This is a genomic window from Ignavibacteriales bacterium (assembly GCA_015709675.1).
Taxonomy (GTDB): domain Bacteria; phylum Bacteroidota; class Ignavibacteria; order Ignavibacteriales; family Ignavibacteriaceae; genus H2-BAC3.
This window is the reverse complement of record CP054182.1, coordinates 2928687-2951823: the sequence shown is the minus strand read 5'-3', so window position 1 is coordinate 2951823 and position 23137 is coordinate 2928687. Positions and strand designations below refer to the sequence as shown.

Below are 23137 nucleotides of genomic sequence, written 5' to 3'. Positions count from 1 at the left end.
TTTTAGCGTAAGCGTTTACGCCTGTTAATGATATAATCTTCAAATATATATTCTCCAAGCCCCTGAAGACTGGAATAAAAAGCTCTGCCGTTATTTACCCTGGTAAATTCACTTACAAACTGCTGTAAATAAGGATCCCGGGCAATCATAAATGTTGTAATAGAGATATTTCTTCTCCGTGCAATGGCTGCGTAATCGAGCGTTTTATTCAGGATTTTTCTGTCGAGTCCAAAGCTGTTCTTATAATACTGCAGACCAACTTTCAGGCAGGTTGGTTTTCCGTCAGTGATCATGAAAATCTGTTTATTATTGGTCTTACGGCGCCTCAGAATATCCATCGCCAGTTCCAGTCCGGCAACGGTATTGGTATGATACGGGCCGACTTTAAGATAGGGGAGATCCTTAACGTCGATCGGCCAGGCATCATTTCCAAAGACAATAATATCAAGAGTGTCTTTCGGATATTTAATTCTGATCAGTTCTGCAAGTGCCATTGCTACATTTTTGGCCGGTGTAATGCGATCCTCTCCATATAAAATCATGGAATGTGATATATCAATCATCAGAACTGTTGAGGTAAGCGCCTTCCAGTCTTTCTCCTGAACGGTCAGATCTTCTTCGGAAAGATTAAATTGTTCAACACCGTGATTGATCTGTGCATTACGGATTGAATCTGTAAGGTCAATCTGATCAAAGCTGTCACCAAAGCGGTATTCCCGCCTGTCTGAGGTGAGTTCATCCCCCTGACCGGTATTTGGTGTTATATGGTTGCCTTTTGAGGATTTTTTAATTTTTCCAAAAATCTCTTCGAGTGATTGCCTCCGGATTGACTGCTCGGTTTTGGCAGTAATGCCGAACTCTCCGCCTGCCTGGGGTTCTTCCAAATATCCCTTTTGTTTAAGATCCTCGATAAAATCACCCATTCCGTAAGCCGGGTCTGTAAGACGGTAACGTCTGTCAAGATCATTGAGAATTTGGAGGGACTGGGAAACATTACCTGAGGTAATGGTTAACAACTGGAGGAACAGTTTAAGCAGGTCCTCAAACCTATTGCCGCTGAGAGGCGGGGGAGTATATTTTGCAAACCTGATTCCGAGCACTGTTTTCCTGATGGTTAATTACTGTAATAAACGCATTTCCCCCTGAAAAAGTTCTCTGCCGGAGGTTACTTCTTTTTCTCCAGCACTGAAAGCCGCGACTGTACGTATTTATTTGCCGGGTCCAGTCTTAGTGCCTGCCGGTAATTTTTTACAGCCAGTCCTGTATTTCCGTCCTTAGAATAAGCGTCGCCCAGACCTATATATGCACTTTTATTCTGCGGATCATCCCTCAGCATTTCATTAAAAACCGCAATAGCATCAGGGATACGAGAGATTTTAATTAGATCATAGCCAAACTGTTTAAATTCTTCTCTGTCTGGATTAAACTGCAGAGAGGGAGTCTGTTTGATAAAAGAATAAGTCTTCAATGCTTCCTGAATTCCGGAAACAAGATAAACCTGCATCAAAGTGTCGGCAGTTGGTTTAAGGGGAACGATAACTGAGTCGCCTAAGAAAATTTTTGAGAGATCTCGTGCCGGACTGCCCGAATTTCTGTCCACGATATTCAAAAGATGAACCGAGACCAGTTTTTCAGCAGGATACATCTGGAGCAGTGACACAAAACCGGTACCGCCTCCCGAATGTGAAATTATTTTTCTTCCTTGCGGATCTGTATCTACACTTATGCCGAGTCCATACTGCAGCGGAGTGCCATCTGATAATTTGGATATTTTTGTCAGAGTATCAAGCCATGCAGATGAAAGCAGACTTCCGTTTATCAGCGCATTTCCGAATTTGAGCAGATCACCTGAAGTGGAGATCATACCTCCGCCGGGATATTTGATGGATAGATCCGCAAGCTGGGCATTTTGCAGTTCTCTGTAGTCATTTTTTATATATCCTCTGGCCCTTAAAGGGAGAATTTTTTCCTGCTCGTCAAGGTGTGTGCTGCTCATCTGCAGTGGCAGAAAAATCTTTTCTTTGAGAATCTGGTTAAAAGTTTTTCCTGTTGCAGCTTCAATCGCAGCTACTGCGTAGTTGTAAGCCAGAGTGGAATATAGATACTTAGTTCCCGGTCTATACTCAAGGGTATCATCTTTCAGATAATCCATGAGCTCTTTAGTTGTCCAGTATTTTTTTGTACTGTTAAATTCTCCATGCCGGTAGCCGCGAAGTCCCGATGTGTGATTCAGAATGTTTCTGAGGGTCACTCTGCCATTAAGTTTGTTAAGATAGGGCAGGTATTTTTTAATATCTTCATCAAGATTTACTGCTCCATCCTGTACCAGTTTGAGTACTGCAACAGAGGTTATAAGCTTTGAAATGGAAGCTATTCTGAAGAGGGAGCCCGTCTGAACGCTCACCTGGTTCTCAATATCCGCATACCCTCTCACTTCCGAAAATAAGGTGTTTCCGTCCTGACTAAGTGCAAAACTGAGTCCCGGAATACCTCTCCGTTCAAAGTAAAGCTGAGTGAACTCTCTTAGTTTCTGAACTGCTTCTGCCGAGGCTGTTTGCGGGGAGGTCTCCTGACCGGATGCAGCAATGGTAAATAATAAAAAAAAGAGCAGACTGGTTAATCTGCTCTTACTTAAAGAAATATTGATCAAAGTTTACTCATAAATTTGATATACAGATCGTATAAGAAACCTTAACGCTTAACGAGAATATTATCAATAATTTTATATTCTTTGGCTTCTTCTGCGGACATAAAGTAATCGCGTTCACAGTCCTTATGAATAACTTCGCGGGGTTTGCCGGTATGCTCAGATAGTATATCATAAAGCGTATCGCGGGTTTTAATCATCTCCTTGGCATGGATTTCAATATCGGTGGTCTGTCCCTGAAGCCCGCCGACCCAGGGCTGATGAATCATAATTTTTGAATGGGGAAGACTGGTTCTTTTGCCTGCTGCTCCGCCTGCGAGCAGAACTGCACCCATGCTGGCTGCTAACCCAACGCAAATTGTGGCAACATCCGGTTTTATATATTTCATTGTATCATAAATAGCCAGGCCTGCAGAAACTGAACCGCCGGGTGAATTTATATACAAGTGAATATCCTTTTGCGAATCTTCCGCTTCGAGGAAGATAAGCTGGGCCACCAGAAGGCTCGCAACATGATCATCAACCGCTGAGCCAAGAAAGATAATTCTCTCTCTCAGCAGTCTTGAATAGATGTCCATGCCCCGTTCACCACGGCCTGTCTGCTCAATTACATAGGGAACTAACTGGTTAAATATTTCAAACTTCTTCGTATCCATCATAATCCTTTAAATGCTTTTATTCTGCTTTGGAAACAAGTTTCCTGACGTTATTAGACTTAAGAAAATCCGTAAAGATCCGTGATTTTACTTCATCGTACCCTTTTTCTCCGCTGTAAAACTGCACGAGTGCATCAACCGGATATCCGGTGGATTCAGCAACTTTCTCAGCAACTTCCCTGACTTTTTCAGGAGTAACTTCAAGATTTTCTTCAACAACAATGTTGTCCCTGATGAAATACCACCGGAGAGCCCTATCCGCTCTTGAACGCATTGCCTCAGCTATTTCTGTTCTTTTGGCTTCTGGCATTTTACGTTTCTTTCTGTATTCCACTTCTTCATCCACCAGACGGTTCAGATACCTTTCAAGAAATGAAGCAGGGGGAGTGAAAGGGTGATCGTTCAGGATTTTATCTTCAAGTTTATTGAGATAAAGATCATCCATCCTCTGATTATAATATGCCTGAAGTTCTTTTCTGATTTTTGCTTTCAGTTCTTCTTCGGTTTTGCATTCCTCATTACTCAGCTCCATAAAGAGCGCTTCAGTTTTTTCAGGCTGATTAATTTTTTCAATTTTGACAATCGTTGCCTGATATTTGAAGTTTACAACATGTTCCTCTTTTGAACCATCCTCATGATCATGAGTATGACGGTCTTCAAAAGTAAATTCGAAAACATCACCGGCTTTTTTACCTTTACTGTTGGCAACAATATCAGCATTCACATTCGGATTATTCAGGCGTACTTCCATATTCTTGCCGCCCGCATTATGGTCCAGTGAACCGTCATCAAGGATTTTAGCTATATCCAAAGTAAGCATCAGATCTTCTGCATCTACAGATTCAACCTGCTCGCGGGTGCTGTGCCCTTCGTACAGTTTAAGTAACTCTTCAGTCAGCATTGCGTCAGAAACAGTAAGTTCATCTATTTCGATTTCGATATTCTTATACTGTTTAAGTTCAATTTCCGGATTAACTTCGTACCGTACTTTATACTCCAAATTTTCTGCAGGTTTGAATTTTAAATCAACAATTCTTGGAGTTCCCGGCAGAGGATTAATCTTGCCTTCTTTAACAATCTCCGCGAATGATTTCTGAACAACTTCTTCTGCTGCCTCATACTGAAGTGAATCACCATACATCCGCTTAAGAATCTGCTGCGGCACTTTACCTTTTCTGAATCCTTTAATCTCAATTTTCCCTTCAAGTTTTTTTACTTCTTTATTGAGGGACTCATTATAATCTTCTGGAGTTAAAGTTACTTCTATTTCTTTTTCAGACTCGTGGATGATATTAAATTTGGTTTCCAAGGTTTTCCTTTATGATTATCATTTTTTGTGCGAAAGAGGGGACTTGAACCCCTACGGATTACTCCACCAGATCCTAAGTCTGGCGCGTCTGCCAATTTCGCCACTTTCGCGTAATTTATTATAGCCGAACTTTAAAAATACTCAGTTTTTTCCTCCTTACCAAAATCCGCGGTTGAAGGAGGTTTTAGGGGAAATTTCGCCAAAATGCAGCAATTTCATCTCTTTTTTGCAAGAATCTGTCGGAAATTCGAAGATTTTTCTTATTTTTTACCTAGTCCAATCCATAACCTTCAGATATTTACTAAATTGTAATAGTGTTCCATATTATTTCCAAGAATTAAGTTGGCTGAATTTGCATGAAAATTAATTATATCTTCACATCCAAGACCGGACTGAAACGCAGCGGTAATGAGGATTACGCCGATGTTTTTGAGGTAGAGGAAGGTCTTTTGGCGGTTGTTTGTGACGGATTAGGCGGAAATAACGCCGGGGAAATTGCATCCAAACTTGCTGTTTCAACTATCCGGGATTATTTCTTACAGAATGATGATGAAGATTATCTCTCAAGAATGAATCATGCCATTAAAACTTCAAACGTCAGAATAAAGGAAAGTGCTCTCAGAACACCTGAGCATACCGGCATGGCAACTACCGCTGTGGCTGTGTACCTCAATAAAAATTATGCTTTTTGGGGTCATGTGGGGGATTCCAGAATCTATTTTTACTATCAGAATAAACTGATTCAGGTAACAAAAGATCATTCTTATGTGCAACGGCTTCTTGATGATGGTTATATCAGCCCTGAACAGGCCGAATCACATCCTCACCGGAATGTAATAATGAGGGCATTAGGTGATAAACCGGATATCGAAGTGGATCATGACTATTTTACCGTCCAGAGGAATGAACCTTGGAAATTTTTCCTCTGTACTGACGGTGTAAGCGGGGTGCTTTCCAATGAGGAAATAGAGCAGATGTTAATCCCGAATGATCTTGAGTTTATAACTAATAAGTTTACAAAGGCAATAGAGGAAAGAGGAGCGCCGGATAATTTTACCTTTGTGATTATCAGTAATCAAGTCCAGGCAGGCAGGTAACCATGATTGGAAGTGTAATAGAAAATTACAAAATCATCTCCATGCTCGGGGAAGGGGGAATGGGAGTTGTTTACAAAGCGCTTGATATGAAATTAGAGCGGTTCGTGGCCCTTAAAATCCTTGGTTCACAGGCAGTTAATAACCCGCAGTTTATTGAGCGGTTCAAGCGGGAAGCAAGAAATCAGGCCAAACTAAACCACCCGAATATTGTGCCGGTTTATGGGTTTACTGATCAGAATGGTATTTTGGGGATCGCAATGGAATATGTTGAGGGGGAAACTCTTGAAAGAATGGTTATCAGGAAAAAGCGTCTTGAGCCATTTGATGCATTAAGTATCACCAAACAGATATGCTCAGGTGTCGGGTATGCACATTCCAGAGGGTTTATCCACAGAGATATTAAACCTTCGAATATCATCATAAATCGTGAGGGAGTGGTAAAAATCATGGATTTTGGTATCTCAAAATCCATTGCTGAAAAAGGAATTACCAAGACCGGCACCAAGATCGGTACTATCCTCTATATGAGCCCTGAACAAATCAAAGCAGAGGAGCCAACCCGGCAGAGTGATATTTATTCAATAGGGATTACACTTTATGAAATGCTGGTCGGGAAGACCCCGTTTGATTATGGGACCGAATACGAAATAATGGAAGGTCACCTCAAAAAGGTACCCCAGAGGGTTTCGGCGAGTATCTCAACCATCCCGCCGGAAGTGGATAAAATTGTGAGCCGCGCCATTGATAAAAATCAGATAAAAAGATACCGAGACTGTGACGAGTTTATCACTGAGATAGATGATGTGACTGCAAAATATAACATGGCGAGGTCGCAGACTACACAGCAGGCAGCCAAGCCGGTAAAGGAAAAAAGTGAAACCTCACATAAAGTCCGGGTCTTTTTTATCACGCTTCTGGTACTGGGGTTATTCGCCGGACTCGGATATGTTCTTTTTTCAGCTATTTCTGATTTTTGGCCCTCTATTACAAAGCAAAGAGCCGGGGAAGTTGATACTACCGACTCCGGTTATTCAAATAATCCATCTTTTAAGCCAAGGAGTTCCTGGCTCGCACTTAATTCAGGGATTACCTCTAATTTGAATAGTCTCACATTTGTTAATTACGGGCTTGGATTTGCTGTTGGTGAAGGTGGAGTGATAATCAAATCAACTGATGGCGGCAATTCATGGGAAAGGGTTTTACCTCCTGACTCTCTCAACTTTTTTGACGTCAGGTATAATGGAGTTTCATCATTATTCGTTTCGGCAGACGGGGGTAAAATGTATAAAAGCGCTGATGACGGATTAACCTGGCTTCCTGTTCCGACGGGTATATCTGAAACTCTTTTCAGAATCTATTTCATCGGTAACGGAAATGGTTATGCTGTTGGTAGCAGAGGGGCAATGATCCGAACAACGGATAATGGATTATCCTGGACGAGAGTGATTACCCCAACACAAAGTTTGCTCTACTCTGTTCATTTCTTCAATTCCCAATCCGGCATGGCAGTCGGCTGGAACGGAACCATTATTAAAACTACTGACGGAGGGTATACCTGGAGGCAGTTGAGTGCATTTACCGACAAGTATTTCAGAGATATTTACCTGACCGGAAGTGATGAGGCCATTGTTGTTGCAGCAGGAGGAGAAATTTACCGCACAACAGACGGAGGAGAGAACTGGCTTTCTGTTGAATCGAAAACCAACTCAGGGCTCGTCTCAGTGCTTTTTACTGATGATAGTAACGGCATAATTACCGGGAACAAAGGTGAGATTCTGGAGTCTTTTGATGGAGGCAAAACCTGGTCTATTTCCTCAAGCGGAAATTATTATTCTCTGAACCGGGCAGCAGTTGTGGAGGGCTCCAAACTGATAATTGCCGGATTTAACGGAATTGTTCTAACTAATAAAAACTGATTGAAAAAAGTATTTGGATAAATTAATCATCGAAGGGGGACACAGACTTACAGGGGAAATTTCCATCAGCGGAGCAAAGAATGCCTCCCTGGCTCTGATGCCGGCAGCGCTTCTTGCGAATGGTGTTTCAGTTTTCAGTAACACTCCTGAACTGAATGATGTTTATACCATGATAAAAATCATGCGGCATCTCGGGGCAGAAGTATCCTTTGCTGATCATGTAATGCACATTAATACATCCGCTATCACTTCAATGGAAGCTCCTTATGAACTTGTAAAGAAGATGCGAGCCTCATTCTACGTACTCGGTCCGCTGCTGGCAAAATACGGATATGCAAAAGTATCACTTCCGGGCGGCTGTGCATGGGGTCCCAGACCAATCAATCTTCATCTGGAGGGTCTTAAAAAGCTCGGAGCAGAAATTGAACTTGATGCCGGGTATATTATTGCCCGTTCAAAAAAACTAACGGGAGCAAAAATTAATTTTGATAAATCATCAGTGGGAGCAACAGGCAACGTCTTAATGGCTGCCGTTCTTGCCCGGGGAACAACCGTTATCAATAATGCTGCAATGGAACCTGAGATTTCAAACCTTGCACATTTCCTCAATAAAATGGGAGCACGTATTTCAGGAATAGAATCTCCCATTCTGACTGTGGAAGGGGTTGATGAACTGAAGCCTGCTGAGATTGCCACCATACCTGACCGTATTGAGGCGGGTACCCTGATGATTGCTGCCGCAATGACAAGAGGCAGTGTTACATTTACAAATATAAATGATAACCACCTGATCGCGGTGTTGGCAAGACTTGAAGATGCAGGAGCTAAAGTATTGAATAACAATGGTTTAATTACGATCAGCTCAGGCAATGAACAGATAATTCCGAGCGATGTCACTACATCAATTTTCCCCGGATTCCCCACTGATATGCAGGCCCAGTGGATGGCTTATATGACCACTGCTGCCGGTACTTCAACAATAACAGATACCATATATCTTGACCGTTTTTCGCATGTCGCTGAAATCAACCGGTTGGGAGCAGATATCACCGTCAAGGAGAACAGTGCGATTGTGAGGGGAGTGAACCGTCTGAAGGGAGCAAAGGTAATGTCAACAGATTTAAGGGCGAGTGCCTCGTTAGTACTTGCCGGGCTCGTAGCTGAAGGCTCTACAGAAGTGTTAAGAGTATATCACCTTGACCGTGGTTACGAAAAACTGGAAGAAAAACTCAATTCACTTGGAGCAAGGATTCAGCGGGTAGCAGGTTCTGAGTATTAATCCGGGCTGGAATAATATGTCCAATCTGGTGAATACCTTCTCCGTTAAAATCCTCATCTTTCCGCTGATACTGCAGTTACTGGTCAGTATTTCTCTGCTATTTTTCCCGGTTACCAGATATTTCAGTTATGAATCGGCCATTATCCACTCATTCATGCTGTTTCTGCTTAGCGGATATCTTTATTTATTTCTTGGAGGCAGAAGGGAGGTCAATCCCGGCGCCCTGATAATAGGGATTGCAGTTTTATTCTCAATTGAGCCATTGGTGCGACTGGCTCATTCATTCTTCACTGCAGGATGCTCCTATGCTCATGGTATCAGGTTTTACCTTATCGGAGGCCTGCCGGCGGTTGCAGCTTCTTTTTTTCTTGTAAGAATTCTTCAGTTATTTCTCCAAAAATTCGTTTTTGCTGCATTTCTCGCAGTCCTGCTTTTGATTCTGCTGGAACCATTATTACAGTTTTATTTTCTGAGTCAGATTCATTTTTATAATCCTGTGATATTTTATTTCCCCGGAACAATTTATGATGAATTGATCAAACCCGACACAAGGCTGTTTCTTCACCGATTCATTTCCGTGGCAGGATTCACCGCACTATATTTTCTGCTGCTCAAAGTAACTGGCCTGAAATTCAGAATTTTGGTAATCCTGCTCAGTATCGGTTTTTATTATTATACTATTGCTCCTCTTTTTGGCTTCATAACAACCTCAGATCACCTGAAACGTAACGGCTATACTGTTACAGAGACTGAGAACTTTGTCATTGTTCATCCGGCCGGAATCACCCGGGAGAAAAAGAAAATGCTCACTGCATTTCATGAGTTTCAATGGGCCGAACTTCGAAAAAAACTTCATTTGCAGGGGAATGAAAAAGTCCGTTCATTTATCTACAGGAATTATGAAGATAAAGGACGTTTATTTGGTTCTGAGAATGCGGACGTTGCCAAACCTTGGAAAAGGGAAATTCATACCTCAATAAGTTCTGTATTCAGAAATCTGCGGCACGAACTGGCACATGTTGCAGCTTCAGAATTTTCAAATCCTCCCTTTTATGTAGCCGGAGGGATTAACCCCTGGCTGATTGAGGGTTTGGCCGTATATGCCAGTTTTTCGTTTGATGATCAGGATATCCCTGTTATTCTTGCAGCTTTTTCTGGTCAAAATCACCGTGATACCGCCAGAAAATCCGGTACCCAATCTTTCTTTACGGCGAACACCAGATACGCATATCTCAAGGCCGGTCTGATTTTCAACAAGATTAATAATGATTATGGTGCAGAGAAAGTAAAAGAACTTTATCAAACTGGTGATTTTACCAAAATTCTCGGGAAAAATTCTGAGCAGTTATTTGCTGAAGCAATGAATGAACTGACTGTCAGGGCAGCCGGCAGGGATTCGGTAGCCGCAGAGTATTATTTCAGGGCAAAACCTTTTCTTCTAAAAATTTGTCCGCGATACCTGGCCGAAAAGTTTGAGAGTGCTGCTGAAGAAATCAACAAAGGGAATAGTGAAGCAGCTGAAACAATTTTACGGGAGCTGCTTTCTCGAAGCCGTGAGCCTCAGTACATTCTCACCTATGCGGCTTTGCTGGAGAAGAAGAAAAGATATGCAGAAATTCTGGATCTACTTGCAGATATCGGGGAGGAAGTTTCAGATATAAATATTAAGCTTAAAACGTCGGATATTCAACTGCTAAATGGTGAAAGAATCTCCGATGGAATATATGGTCAGCTTCTCAGCAATTCACCGAATCTGAGATTTGATGCAGTGATTAAAACGAGAATATTTCTTTACAAACGGGGAGTCCTTAAGGATTATATTTCGGCAGGTGATTCCTTAAAAAGAGAAATTCTTATCTCACAGATAAAAGACAGTACAGGATATTTGCTGTATCCTCTGCTCAGCCTCTCATCCGGGGCAGAAGTATTAAGGATGAGCGAAGAATTCCCCTTGAAGAATGTCTGGACTGAGTACTGTAAACTTATGATTGCCAGAAGAAGTCTGGCAGCCGGGGTGTCAGATGAATTTATTTCAGCTCTGGATAAAACTAATCCGGGACTGTTGCCTTCAGGTTCACTTAATGATTATCATGAATTAATGCGCTTCAGAAATTATTTAATCGTTCACAAAAACAGTAAGGAAGAATAGTGGATACAGCAAGAAACGATACTCTGCTCAGATTCTCATTAGGGATGCTTTCGGTTGTTGTGATTTTCTTTGTGCTTATCCAGCTTCAGTCTATACTGATACCATTTGTTTTTGCAATGCTCCTTACACTGCTGACATATCCTCTTATTGAGCGGCTGGTTGGCTGGAAAGTGCCGAAAAGTATAGCAATCATGTCTGTATTGATTCTCCTGATAGGAGTGCTCTTCCTGATTTATATACTTGTTGCTACCTCATCGAGGGGGTTCTCGGAGGGTTGGGGTATTTATTCGGCAAGGCTTGCTTCAATTATCGGACAGATTCTCTCCCTGTTCGGATATACAACTGATGAAATTCTGAACCTTATTGACAGCGAAGCCAAAGGCCTTAATCTGACAGCCGTATTTGATGCTTTCTTTTCATCCGGAATCATTGCCGGATTACTTGGCGGGATTACTAATTTTCTAGGAAATGTGTTTATTATTCTGCTTTTCTGGCTTTTTATGAGCGGAGGAAGGGACGCTTTTGAAAAGAAACTTGACAGAATTTTTGAGGGACGCGAGGGGAGAATAATGACATCCTACGCAAGGATCAATAAACAGGTTCAATCATATATATTCATCAAGACAATTATCAGTCTTATCACAGGAATCTTCACTTGGCTGATTGTGCTCCTTACAGGAGGCGATTTTGCGATTTTATGGGGAATTCTTGCTTTTCTGCTGAATTTTATTCCGAATATCGGCTCGCTGATTGCTACTGCCTTTCCGGTGCTTTTTTTATTCCTTAAATTTGGAATCAATTTTAATTTTATTGCCGGAAGTATTCTGCTGATAATAAATCAGAATATCATGGGGAATTATATTGAACCAATTTACCTTGGCCGGCATTTGAATTTAAGCACGGTTTTTGTGCTTTTGTCTCTTCTTTTCTGGGGCTGGGTCTGGGGCTTATCCGGAATGTTTCTGGCAGTTCCTTTTGCAGCCATTTGTATTATAATATTTGAGAATATTGATCCTCTAAAACCCCTGGCTCTTTTGCTGGGCGGAAGTATTGAAGAACCAAAGAATGAATCTGAAAATTGAATTAGAGAAATATCCGTTTCTTTCCAACTGGACAGAGACTTCCCGGGAGACCGGAATAAACGTCTATCTGATTGGTGGTTTTGTGCGTGATATTTTACTGGAAAGAATCCATAAAAAACCGGAAATGGATTTTCTGGTTATGGGTGATTCCGAAGTTTATGCAAAACGGATCTGTGAACGGCTTAACGGCTCAGGATTTACAGTCTATAAGAATTTTGGTACCGCTCATTTTCATAGTGTTGACTGGAATTTTGAATTCGTGAGTGCCAGAAGGGAATCCTATTCCAGGGAAAGCAGGAATCCATTGGTTACATCCGGTACTTTTGAAGATGATATCCTCCGCAGAGACTTTACTATTAATGCGCTGGCAGTTTCCCTGAATACAGATTCCTTTGGTGAGTTGATAGATCTGACGGGCGGCTTGAAAGATCTGGAGAATAAAATCCTCAGGACGCCGCTTGATCCCGAGATGACATTTGATGATGATCCGCTCAGGATAATGAGGGCATTCAGATTTGCGGCTCAGCTAAACTTTCAGCCGCATGAAAGTATATTTCCTGCTGCCCACAAAATGAGGGAACGGCTTTCCATCATTTCTCAGGAAAGGGTTACCGATGAGTTTCTGAAAATTATGGAATCAGATTATCCCTCAGTAGGGTTGATACTTTTGTACCGCACTGGTGTACTTAATATAGTGTTCCCTGAACTTGCACGCTTAGGGGGAGTGGATCAGAGAAAAGAGTACCATCATAAGGATGTGTTTTATCATACCTGCGATGTCCTTGATAATCTTTGCAGGGTTTCAAATAATTTATGGCTCCGTATGGCAACCCTTCTTCATGATATTGGAAAGCCGGTTACCAAGAGGTTTTATGAGGGAACTGGCTGGACATTTCATGGCCACGAGGAAGTTGGCGCCAGAATGATTGAGGGGATTTTTAAACGAATGAAAATGCCTCTCCACAAGGCGGAGTATGTAACCAAGCTGGTGAGACTTCATCAGCGCCCAATGGCATTGGCTGAGGAGAGTGTCACTGATTCAGCAATCCGAAGACTGATAGTAGATGCCGGGGAGGACCTGAACGACCTGATTTCCCTTTGCAGAGCTGACATCACAAGCAAAAACAGGGAAAAGGTTAATAAGTATCTTGAAAATTATAACACGGTCATGGAGCGCGTTTATGAAGTTCAGGAAAAAGACCGTCTGAGGGCATTTCAGTCTCCGGTTAGAGGAGACGTGATAATGAAAGATCTGGGGCTGAAACCAGGCAAATCTGTCGGAATCATCAAAAAAGCAATTGAAGAAGCGATTCTGGATGGAGTCATTCCGAATGAGTATGATGCTGCCTATGCTTATATGATGGAACACAAGGAAGAGATACTCAGAAAGTCAGGTATCTGATACTCATTCATCGGTTCAGTTCCTCCGTTGGTCATGCAATAAGCCCGTTCGTACACTTACAAGGCCATGACCTATATGGATTTATTAGTTTTTAACCGGTAATAATGAAAAATAAACCGGTTCACAGAATGAAAAACAAACTTAAAATTGAATTACCGGAGTTACAATGAAATTTTCTGGAATAATCGTATTCCTCATTTTTATGTTTTCTGCTTCCCATGCTCAGAGTATTCTGACTCTTGAGGATGCGGTTAACATCGCTTTGCAGAAGAATACCGTATTTCTCCAATCACAGGAAAATCTGAAATCTTTTGAGGCATCGAATAAATCCGCATTTGGGGCACTACTTCCTGCGGTAGGTGCTGATTTTTCATGGAATTGGAACAGAAACCAGAGTTCTGCAACAACTCCCGGACTTTTCGGAGGCAGTTCCTCATCATCTCTTGATTCAAGGAGCTATTCAGCAGGAATTGGAGGGTCGTGGACTCTGTTTGATGGTCTTGCCAGTTATGCAAATTTAGACCGGAGTGAAAGCAATCTTGAGGCTGCCCGGCTGAACTTTCAGAAGCTGAAACAGGACATAATGTATCAGACTCTTGCAGCGTACTATGATGTGCTCACAGCCAAAAAACTTCTGGCTGTAAAAGAGGATGATCTTAAATGGAACAGGAAGAATTTTGAAATTATTCAGGAGAGAAACCGGCTTGGTTCGGTTACCATTGCTGACGTTTACGCTCAGCAGGTTAAACTTGGAAATGCTGAACTTGAAGCAATAAGAGCACAGAATAATTATGAGACCCTGAAAAGTAATTTCTTTTATTCTCTTGGTATAGATGTTTTTGAGAATTACGAGTTTGAAGATAAAACCGAACAGCTGCTTTCACTCGAACTGGGAGAGGGGAGCATTGGCAGTCTCAAACTGGAAGATATTATTAACCAGGCGCTCCGTACAAGACAGGATTATCAGAGCACCAAACTTTCATTGCTGAGTGCAGATGAGTCTATAACCATTGCAAAATCAGGATATTTGCCATCGTTAAGGAACACCTTTAGCTTTGGTACTCAGTCTGACAGGCCCGGTGACCTCTTCAAAAACAAGAGTTATTCTGTGGGGCTAACGCTTGATATACCAATTTTCAGCGGGTGGAGTACCGACCAGCAGGTTCAGCTCGCTCAAATTGATAAAACCGTAAAGGAACTTGAGCTGCGTGATCTTGAAAGAGAAATTAAACGCGATCTGCTGAAAAACTATCTTGATCTTCAGGCCTCGGAAAAAAGACTTGAAGTTGGAAAAAGCAATGTACTTGCAGCCTCAGAAAACAGAAAAATTGAAGAGGAGAAATATCTTTTAGGAGCAACGACTCTTCTTAATGTTCTTATCGCGAACTCAGAGTATACAAACGCTCAGACCAGTTATATAACAGCACAGTTCGATTATCTGAAGCTGAAAGAGCAGCTTGATTATCAGATAGGACTGCTTGATTCATCAAATTTTGGAAAAAAGTAAAGGACGTGTCCGATGACAGAAATTAAGGCAAAAAAGAAATCAAGAAAGAAACTTTATATATTCGGCGGCATCGGTGTATTGCTGCTGGCTCTGGTAATTCTGGTTATTCTCAAGGGGAATAAAGAAGAAATTATCATCGTCCAGACTGAAAATGTGATCAAGCGTGATATCACGCAGACGGTTTCAGCAATCGGCAGTATTGATCCTGTTTTTAAGGTAGTAATTACACCGGAAGTTACCGGTGAAATCGTATCGCTTCCGGTTAAAGAAGGTGATGTTGTAAAAAAGGGAACAGTGCTGCTAAGAATTAAAGCTGATACCTATCTTGCCGCGAAAGAGCGCGCTGAAGCAAATCTTCAGTCAGCAAAGGCGACTTTATCAGCCAGGAAAGCAGAGCTTGATAAAATAACCGCTGATTATAACAGGGCAAAAGAGCTCTACGCAAAAAAACTCTCCAGTGATGCAGAACTTGAAGCAATTAAGAGCCAGTACCTCAGTCTGTCCTCCTTATATAACGGAGCGGAAGCGAACGTATTGCAGAGTGAAGCCGCAGTACGGGAAGCCGTTGAGCAGCTGAATAAAACTACCATTGTTTCCCCGATGGATGGAACGGTTACACAACTTAATGTTGAACTAGGTGAGAGAGTTCTTGGAAGCGGATTTTCTCAGGGTACAAATATCATGACGGTTGCTGATCTTTCGAATATGCAGGCAATTGTTGATGTTGATGAAAATGATATAACCCTGATATCGTATGGTGACACCGCAAGAGTAAAAGTTGATGCGTTTGGCGATCATGAGTTTCTTGGTGTTGTTTATGAAATAGGCAATAGCGCCAAACAATCCGGTTTCGGCACGCAGGATCAGGTCATTAATTTTGAAGTAAAAATAAAAATCTTTGCACAGGATAAAAAAATACGTCCGGGAATGTCCTGTAATGCGAATATAGAAACCGAAACCAGATTTCAGGTTATCAGTGTTCCTATTCCCAGTGTAACTGCCCGCGTTGAACAGATTCCGAAATCTGATGAGGAAGAGCCTTCACAACTGCAGGTCTCTACAAAAAAGAACGGAAATGGTGAAATGCCTCAGGAAATCGTATTCCTGGTATCAGAAGGCAAAGCCAAATCTGTAAAAGTGAAAACCGGAATCAGTGATGATAACTATATTGAAATTACCGAAGGACTGGCTGGTGATGAAGAAGTAGTTTCCGGAAGTTACCGTGCAATTTCAAGAGAACTTGAAAACGGTAAACTCGTTAAGGTTGAAAACAGAGACGGCGGCAAGAAAAAACCGGATAATAAATAAGGCAACATCATGAATATTATCAGTATCGAACATATCCGAAAGATGTATAAGATTGGCGACGTGGAAGTACATGCCTTGAGGGATGTTTCGCTGACCATCAGCAAAAATGAATATGTTGCAATAATGGGGCCATCAGGTTCAGGTAAATCTACCTTAATGAATATGCTAGGCTGTCTGGATACTCCGACTGGCGGCAAATATGATTTCAAGGGTAAAAATGTAAGCCTGATGAGCGATAACGAACTTGCTGAAATACGAAACCGCGAGATCGGATTCGTTTTTCAGACCTTTAATCTGCTTCCGAGATCAGATGCTCTTCACAATGTTGAATTACCACTGATTTATGCGGGTGTAGGAAGTGCTGAGAGGAAAGAGAGAGCACGGCAGGCACTTGTTGATGTTGGTCTGGCTGACCGTATTCATCATAAGCCAAATGAACTCTCCGGAGGACAGAGACAGCGCGTTGCTATAGCAAGAGCGCTGGTTACTAATCCCGCAATTATTCTTGCCGATGAACCGACAGGAAATCTTGACTCAAAAACCGGTGATGAGATTATGTATCTGTTTTCACAGATTCATGATTCAGGAAATACAATCATTCTTGTAACTCACGAAGAGTTTGTTGCACAGCATGCTGCCAGAATTATCCGCCTGAAAGACGGATATATCTCCAGCGATGAGTTTGTTGAAGCTCGAACTGTGCCCAAACTGAAAAACGAACAAACCATGCAAGATAGCTGATATGAAAAATCTAAAACCGCTGTTGTATGAATTAAAAGAAGGGCTTTTAATTGCTCTTCAGGCTCTCAGGGCTAACAAAGTCCGGTCTGTATTAACTATGCTGGGAATAGTTATTGGAATCACTTCCGTGGTGACCATGAGCACTGCAATACGCGGAATTGATAATTCATTTCAGTCTGGCATATCTGCCCTTGGATCCGATGTTCTGTATATTGATAAATGGGCCTGGTTTTCAAACGAGGACTGGTGGAAGATCCGAAACCGTAAAAACATGACTCTTGATGAGTTTCAGCAGTTCAGGCAGCTTGCCCAGCTTCCTATTGCAGTAGCTCCGGTAATTAATTCACGTCAGAATGTGAAATATAATGACAAAGTTGTTGAAAATGTATTTCTGAACGGTTCAAACGCCGATTATATAAAAACTACCAATTTTACTTTTGATCTCGGAAGATTTTATACAGAAACAGAGAGCAACGGAAGCCGTTATGTCTGCGTTATCGGCAGTGAAATAGCAAAGTCACTTTTCCCCATGGGAAACGGACTTGATAAAACGGTAAAGATCGGCGGTGTGAGTTACAGAGTTGTTGGTATTCTTGCGGAGCAGGGAAGCTTTATCCTTGGAGCATTTAACCCGGATAACCAGGTTTTTTTACCAATGGGTACCATCTTTAAACATTTTGCAAATGAGCAAAGAAACACCATCACTTTTAATGTTAGAGCAAAAGATAACGCAAGTATTGAAGATACAAAGATTGAAGCCGAAGGCATAATGCGGAAAATCAGAGGGCTTAAATCTGGTGATGAAAATGATTTCTCAATAAATCAGCAGGAAGGTTTGCTTGATAATTACAATCAGACGGTTGGCGTTATTCAGGTTGCCGGATTCTTTATTACCGGACTTTCATTGTTCGTTGGTGCTATTGGAATCATGAATATCATGTTTGTATCGGTTAAGGAACGAACCAAAGAAATCGGAGTCAGAAAAGCTTTGGGTGCAAAAAGAAGAACCATTCTTTCTCAGTTTTTGCTTGAAGCATCAATCATCTGCCTGTTAGGCGGCTTTATTGGATTACTGTTTGCGGTGCTGCTCAGCAGTCTTATAGACAGATTTATAACAACTTCTATTCAGTTCGAAGCAGTTACACTTGCAATAATGATTTCTTTAATAACTGGCGTGGTTGCCGGTCTTGCACCTGCATATTCCGCGGCTAAACTTGATCCGGTAGAAGCGCTGAGGTACGAATAATGAATTTTCAGGAAATTGTTTCAATGGCTTTTCAGTCCATCAGGGCTAATAAGCTAAGAACTTCATTGACCATCCTTGGTGTTGTTGTCGGAATTTTTTCCATTATAGTCATTATGACTATAATTACCATGCTGCAAACGACCATTGAGAGCGGATTTTCGCAGTTGAATAAAAATACGTTTCAGATTCAGAAATGGGACAATATCCAGATGGGGGGACCGGGATCCAGAAGAAGAGACAGAAACCGTCCGGATATCACCTATGAGGATTATGAACGGCTGAAAGAACTTTTAAAAACGGCTGAGTATATCGGGGCTGAGCAGTGGCAGTTTGGCAAGGTAGTAAAGTTTGGCAATAATGAGACAAACCCTAATATTCAGGTTGCCGGTATCACCCTTGACGCCATGAAGACAAACAACTGGAACGTTGAATTCGGCCGTGATTTTCGTGATGCAGATATTAATTATTCAGCAAATGTCTGTCTGCTTGGTAAGGAAGTGGTTGAAAAGGTATTTCAGAATGTCAATCCGATCGGTCAGTATGTAAAAGTTGATGGCTATCCTTTCCGTGTTGTAGGTGTCATGGAACCGCAGCCAAGTTTATTCGGCAGTTCAAGAGACAACTATGTGGTCACACCACTGACGACATTTCAAAGTATCTACGGCAGAAGAAGCAGATCAGTAAACATAACTGTTATGACTGCTACCAAAGCTGAGTATAATCAGGTGATTGAATCTGCAATTGGATATATGAGAACAATCCGAAAACTCGCCCCGGGAGAGGAGAATAATTTCCATATTTTTTCCAATGAGTCACTGATTGGCCAGGTCAACGAGATTACCTCAGGCATAAAAATCGGGGCATTGGTTATATCCGTTATTGCACTACTTGCAGCCGGAGTCGGAATTATGAATATTATGCTGGTTTCCGTCACGGAACGAACCAGAGAGATTGGTATCAGAAAAGCCCTCGGTGCAAAGCGAAAAAACATCATGCTGCAGTTTCTCTCAGAGGCAGTATTTCTCTGCTTTTTTGGAGGTATCATTGGCATAATTGCCGGAGTGAGTATTGGTATCCTGGCCGGAATGCAATTAAACGCACAGGTTGCAGTACCGGTTGACTGGGTTTTCATCGGACTGACCATGTGTGTAATGGTTGGAATAATATTTGGGACGTACCCCGCTTATAAGGCGTCCAATCTTGATCCTATCGAAGCCCTCCGATACGAATAACTAGCAATTTTGAGCAGGAATCCGGTATCTAAAACCGGATTCCTTCCTGTTTTTTACCTTACATTCCCCCTTACCTTTTTTCCCCTTTTAAGTATCTTTCGCAGGTGATTTCCCATACTTTGATTTGCGAATAGTCCTCATAGCATTATTTCTAATGAGTTTTACCCTGACCGCGCAGGAATTTAATTCCATTGCGCGGACAGACACTCTTCTGTTTAATCCTAAAAACGTATACTTACTAAAACATTTTAATATTATTCCCGAAAGCGAAATAATTACTCTGAGGGGAAGGGTCCTGAGCAGAACTGAATATCTCATGAATTATGGTGAGCTATCCTTCAGTCTTGCTGATTCTGTCATGATATCCGTATTTGATACATTATTCGTTTCATATTCCTCTCTGCTCATAACGTTAAAGCCTGTTTACCAGAAGAGGACACTACTTAAAAAATATGATGATATGCTCGGGGATTCAGTTCTTATTGCTGGCAGCGGGGAATTTGTAACAATTGAGGAATCAATCTTTGGCAAGGGGATACAGAGGAGCGGTTCCATTTACAGGGGATTTACTGTAGGTACAAACCGGGACTTCTCTCTGCAAAGCGGTATGAGACTGGAATTTTCCGGTTACCTTACCGACGATATTGAGATCAGCGCTGCACTCACCGATGAAAACACCCCGATTCAGCCGGAAGGGACTACTGAAAGTCTGGAAGAACTGGACAAAGTATTTATTCAGCTCAGGCATAAAAATTTTTCTGCAGTTTTTGGTGATTATGAGCTGCAAAAAAAGAATGGTGAGTTTGGAGGTATAAAACGAAAACTGCAGGGATTTTTAGCTGAAGGAGAATATGAGGGAAATTCTGCGTACTTTGGATTTGCCAGTGCCAGAGGTAAATTCCACTCGCAAAGTTTCTCTGGTCTGGATGGTGTGCAGGGCCCTTACAGGCTTTCCGGCTTAAACGGTGAAAGAGAAATCATTGTAATAGCGGGAACCGAAAAAGTTTTTGTTGATGGCAATGAATTAAAACGCGGGGAAATACACCAGTATACAATAGATTATTCTTTAGGTGAAATAACATTTAATTCACAATTTATAATTACCTCAGCAAGCCGTATTGTTGTTGATTTTGAATATACCGACAGAAGATATACACGAAATATCTTTTTAGCCGGCGCTCAATCAAAATTATCAAAACATTTTTCAATGGGAATCCAGTTTATCAGGGAAGGGGATGACCAGGACTCGCCGATTGATCTTTCATTAAGTGATTCTGATAAAGAACTGCTGCGTCAGGCAGGGGATGACCGTTTTATGGCTGTCAGATCCGGGGTTACAATAGCTGCACTTGATTCACTCGGATTACGGCGGGGTACGTATGCTGCAAGGGATACGACAATTAACGGTAATCCTGAAACTATTTACATATATAATCCTGGTGATACATCTGCGGTGTATAACGTCACTTTTACCTATGTTGGTGAGTTTAAAGGTGATTACCGGCGCGCAGGAATCGGTAATTTTATCTTTTCGGGAAAAGGATCAGGTGCATATCTTCCGGTTATTTTTCTGCCGCTGCCGGCTCTCACACAGAGCGGAAACATTACCGCGGAGTTAAACTTTAATGATGTAATAATTTCAGCAGAATTATCCGGATCACTTTATGACCGCAACAGATTTTCATCACTTGATGATAACGAAAACGGGGGATATGCGCGCAACATTTCCCTGAGATATACTCCTGAACCACTGAGCATTTTTTCGGATGGAGGAGAAACTGTTTCTCTCTTTTTCAGGGAAAGATATATTGAAGAGAGATATGTTTCACCTGACCGGTTAAATTCTGTTGAGTTTGAACGTGATTTTAATCTTATCGGGGCGGTAACTTCTGACGAGTCTCTGAGGGAGGGAAGGGTTCAATATACTCTTGGCAAGCGTTTTTCAAATCAGACCGGCTATTCTGTACTTACCAGAGGCAGGGATTTTTCAACTAACCGCCTTACCAATATTTCTGAATACCGGGACGAGTCTTTTGTCATCTCTTCGAATACTGATTATAATGCAACAACCTACAGTATATCAGAAGGTTACTGGTTAAAACAAAAAATAACATCTTCTCTCACCGCCGGAATCCTGCAGTTTGATTTTCCGGTATTGTATGAGGATCGTTCCGAAAAGAGGCCGGGGAGTGATTCCGTGAATAACAGTTCATTCCGATTTTATGAACTTTCTCCCGGACTTAAAATCTCACCGTTTGAAATTCTCACTGCTGGAATACACGTCACTGGCCGGACTGAATTTTCACCAATCTTCGGAAATCTTATCAAAGAATCTGTTTCATCGGGGTATGGAGGAGATTTACAAATAACCGGGGGAAGGCAATTTAATTCCATTTCCTCAATTACCTACCGGAAAAAAACCTTCACTGAGGAATTCAGACTGCTTAACCGGACTGACAATGATGTTCTTCTGGTGAAGTCATCAACCCGCTTCAGGTTGGCAGTTGGAGACATCGAGGGTGATATATTTTACGAAGGAACCACTAAAAAAACCACAAAACCTGAAAGAGTCTTTTTGCAGGTTGAAACCGGCAGAGGGAATTACCGGTACAGAGGAGACTTGAATAACGACGGGATAAAAGATGAGGGGGAATTTGAGCTCACAGCCTTTGACGGAGATTATATCCTGCTGACGGTGCCTTCTGATGAACTCTACCCCGTCATAACTTTGAATCTTCTTCCGCGTATTCGGCTGAATACGTTAAATATTGCTCATTTCGGAGGAATTGCCGGAAATATACTCAGTCAGTTTTCTTCCGAAACTTCATTCAGGATTGAAGAGAATTCAACTCTCACAGATTATGCTAAAATCTATTTGCTTGATTTTTCTGTATTCAGGGATCCTCTGACGACCATCAGGGGGATATATTTCTTTCAACAGGATTTGTTCCTTTTTGGAGGGAATAGTGATCTTTCTTTCCGCGGAAGATTTAATCAAAGAGAAAGTATGAACCAATTCAGCGGTGGTACTGAACAGGGATTTGGCCGCGAGCTGAGTATTCAGGCGAGTATAAGGTTGATACCGGAGATCAGTAATACCACCGAAATTTCCGCGTTGCATGATAATCTCTCTTCTGCTGCCGCCGTGAGCAGGAACCGGATGATCAGGACTGAGTCCTTTACCTCTGATTTTAGTTACCGGCCGGTCAGGAACATTGAAACTGGTTTTAAAGTAAAAGTTGCAAGAAGCGAAGATATCTACCCGGTCCAGCCAACCGTGCTTGATATTAATTCAATAACTTTACGAATTAATTATGCAATTACTGGCTCAGGAAGACTGCGTCTGGAAGCGGAACGTACGGAATTACTGACTCAACAGACACAAAATTATCTGCCTTATGAGCTGACCGGCGGGAATTCTGCCGGAAAGAATTATTTTGTAAGGTTTAATTTTGATTACAGGATATCACTAAACTTACAGGCGACGATGTACTATGAAGGAAGATCACTCGGAGGGGGAAGGTTTATTAATCTTGCCAGAAGTGAAGTAAGGGCCTTTTTCTGAG

At 41.8% G+C, this 23137-nt stretch carries 16 protein-coding genes and 1 tRNA gene; 12 read left to right on the top strand and 5 right to left on the bottom strand.

The window, feature by feature from the left end; genetic code table 11:
* Positions 1 to 2: 2 nt before the first annotated feature.
* From HRU80_11335 to HRU80_11315, 5 genes are all read right to left on the bottom strand, one after another.
* Positions 3 to 1100 carry a hypothetical protein gene (locus tag HRU80_11335; GenBank protein ID QOJ29436.1) on the bottom strand — a complete coding sequence of 366 codons (1098 nt, stop codon included), beginning with the start codon at positions 1098 to 1100 and terminating at the stop codon, positions 3 to 5.
* 65 nt (positions 1101 to 1165) lie between these two features.
* Positions 1166 to 2650 (bottom strand): serine hydrolase, encoded by a 1485-nt coding sequence (locus HRU80_11330; GenBank protein QOJ29435.1) that lies wholly within the window; start codon positions 2648 to 2650, stop codon positions 1166 to 1168.
* A gap of 41 nt (positions 2651 to 2691) precedes the next feature.
* Positions 2692 to 3303, bottom strand: coding sequence for an ATP-dependent Clp endopeptidase proteolytic subunit ClpP (gene clpP / locus HRU80_11325; GenBank protein QOJ30530.1), 612 nt, complete (start codon positions 3301 to 3303; stop codon positions 2692 to 2694).
* A 19-nt stretch (positions 3304 to 3322) separates the two neighbouring features.
* Positions 3323 to 4612: a trigger factor gene (tig, locus tag HRU80_11320; GenBank protein QOJ29434.1), complete on the bottom strand. Its 1290-nt coding sequence runs from the start codon at positions 4610 to 4612 to the stop codon at positions 3323 to 3325.
* A gap of 28 nt (positions 4613 to 4640) precedes the next feature.
* A tRNA-Leu gene (locus HRU80_11315) sits at positions 4641 to 4722 on the bottom strand.
* 246 nt (positions 4723 to 4968) lie between these two features.
* Between HRU80_11315 and HRU80_11310 the strand changes: the two genes are divergently transcribed.
* The 12 genes from HRU80_11310 to HRU80_11255 all read left to right on the top strand — a co-directional run bounded on the left by HRU80_11310 (position 4969) and on the right by HRU80_11255 (position 23136).
* Positions 4969 to 5709, top strand: coding sequence for a Stp1/IreP family PP2C-type Ser/Thr phosphatase (locus HRU80_11310; GenBank protein ID QOJ29433.1), 741 nt, complete (start codon positions 4969 to 4971; stop codon positions 5707 to 5709).
* A gap of 2 nt (positions 5710 to 5711) precedes the next feature.
* Complete coding sequence (locus HRU80_11305) at positions 5712 to 7625, top strand: protein kinase (GenBank protein ID QOJ29432.1); 1914 nt, start codon at positions 5712 to 5714, stop codon at positions 7623 to 7625.
* 13 nt (positions 7626 to 7638) lie between these two features.
* On the top strand, positions 7639 to 8904 hold the full coding sequence (gene murA, locus HRU80_11300; protein QOJ29431.1) for a UDP-N-acetylglucosamine 1-carboxyvinyltransferase: 1266 nt from the start codon (positions 7639 to 7641) through the stop codon (positions 8902 to 8904).
* A 16-nt stretch (positions 8905 to 8920) separates the two neighbouring features.
* The gene (locus tag HRU80_11295) at positions 8921 to 11053 is read left to right on the top strand and encodes a hypothetical protein (protein QOJ29430.1); all 2133 of its coding nucleotides are present in this window, start codon (positions 8921 to 8923) and stop codon (positions 11051 to 11053) included.
* Positions 11053 to 12135 (top strand): AI-2E family transporter, encoded by a 1083-nt coding sequence (locus tag HRU80_11290; GenBank protein QOJ29429.1) that lies wholly within the window; start codon positions 11053 to 11055, stop codon positions 12133 to 12135. Before HRU80_11295 ends, HRU80_11290 begins: the two co-directional genes overlap by 1 nt.
* Positions 12119 to 13537, top strand: coding sequence for an HD domain-containing protein (locus HRU80_11285; protein ID QOJ29428.1), 1419 nt, complete (start codon positions 12119 to 12121; stop codon positions 13535 to 13537). The genes HRU80_11290 and HRU80_11285 overlap by 17 nt, the downstream gene beginning before the upstream one ends.
* 166 nt (positions 13538 to 13703) lie before the next feature.
* Complete coding sequence (locus HRU80_11280; protein QOJ29427.1) at positions 13704 to 15044, top strand: TolC family protein; 1341 nt, start codon at positions 13704 to 13706, stop codon at positions 15042 to 15044.
* A 12-nt stretch (positions 15045 to 15056) separates the two neighbouring features.
* Positions 15057 to 16352, top strand: coding sequence for an efflux RND transporter periplasmic adaptor subunit (locus HRU80_11275; protein QOJ29426.1), 1296 nt, complete (start codon positions 15057 to 15059; stop codon positions 16350 to 16352).
* A 15-nt stretch (positions 16353 to 16367) separates the two neighbouring features.
* Positions 16368 to 17093: an ABC transporter ATP-binding protein gene (locus HRU80_11270; GenBank protein QOJ30529.1), complete on the top strand. Its 726-nt coding sequence runs from the start codon at positions 16368 to 16370 to the stop codon at positions 17091 to 17093.
* Position 17094: 1 nt separating this feature from the next.
* Positions 17095 to 18339, top strand: coding sequence for an ABC transporter permease (locus tag HRU80_11265; GenBank protein ID QOJ29425.1), 1245 nt, complete (start codon positions 17095 to 17097; stop codon positions 18337 to 18339).
* Entirely contained in the window at positions 18339 to 19571 is a 1233-nt protein-coding gene (locus HRU80_11260; protein ID QOJ29424.1) for an ABC transporter permease, read from the top strand. The genes HRU80_11265 and HRU80_11260 overlap by 1 nt, the downstream gene beginning before the upstream one ends.
* Positions 19572 to 19725: 154 nt before the next feature.
* A complete protein-coding gene (locus HRU80_11255; protein ID QOJ29423.1) occupies positions 19726 to 23136 on the top strand; it encodes a hypothetical protein in 3411 nt (1136 codons plus the stop codon).
* The last annotated feature ends 1 nt before the right edge of the window (position 23137 follow it).

Coding starts and splice junctions, on each gene's coding strand:
- HRU80_11285 (QOJ29428.1), top strand. CDS start 12,119: ATGAATCTGAAAATTGAATTAGAGAAATATCCGTTTCTTTCCAACTGG.
- HRU80_11310 (QOJ29433.1), top strand. CDS start 4,969: ATGAAAATTAATTATATCTTCACATCCAAGACCGGACTGAAACGCAGC.
- HRU80_11255 (QOJ29423.1), top strand. CDS start 19,726: ATGAGTTTTACCCTGACCGCGCAGGAATTTAATTCCATTGCGCGGACA.
- HRU80_11295 (QOJ29430.1), top strand. CDS start 8,921: ATGTCCAATCTGGTGAATACCTTCTCCGTTAAAATCCTCATCTTTCCG.
- HRU80_11305 (QOJ29432.1), top strand. CDS start 5,712: ATGATTGGAAGTGTAATAGAAAATTACAAAATCATCTCCATGCTCGGG.
- clpP (QOJ30530.1), bottom strand. CDS start 3,303: ATGGATACGAAGAAGTTTGAAATATTTAACCAGTTAGTTCCCTATGTA.
- HRU80_11275 (QOJ29426.1), top strand. CDS start 15,057: ATGACAGAAATTAAGGCAAAAAAGAAATCAAGAAAGAAACTTTATATA.
- HRU80_11265 (QOJ29425.1), top strand. CDS start 17,095: ATGAAAAATCTAAAACCGCTGTTGTATGAATTAAAAGAAGGGCTTTTA.
- HRU80_11280 (QOJ29427.1), top strand. CDS start 13,704: ATGAAATTTTCTGGAATAATCGTATTCCTCATTTTTATGTTTTCTGCT.
- HRU80_11260 (QOJ29424.1), top strand. CDS start 18,339: ATGAATTTTCAGGAAATTGTTTCAATGGCTTTTCAGTCCATCAGGGCT.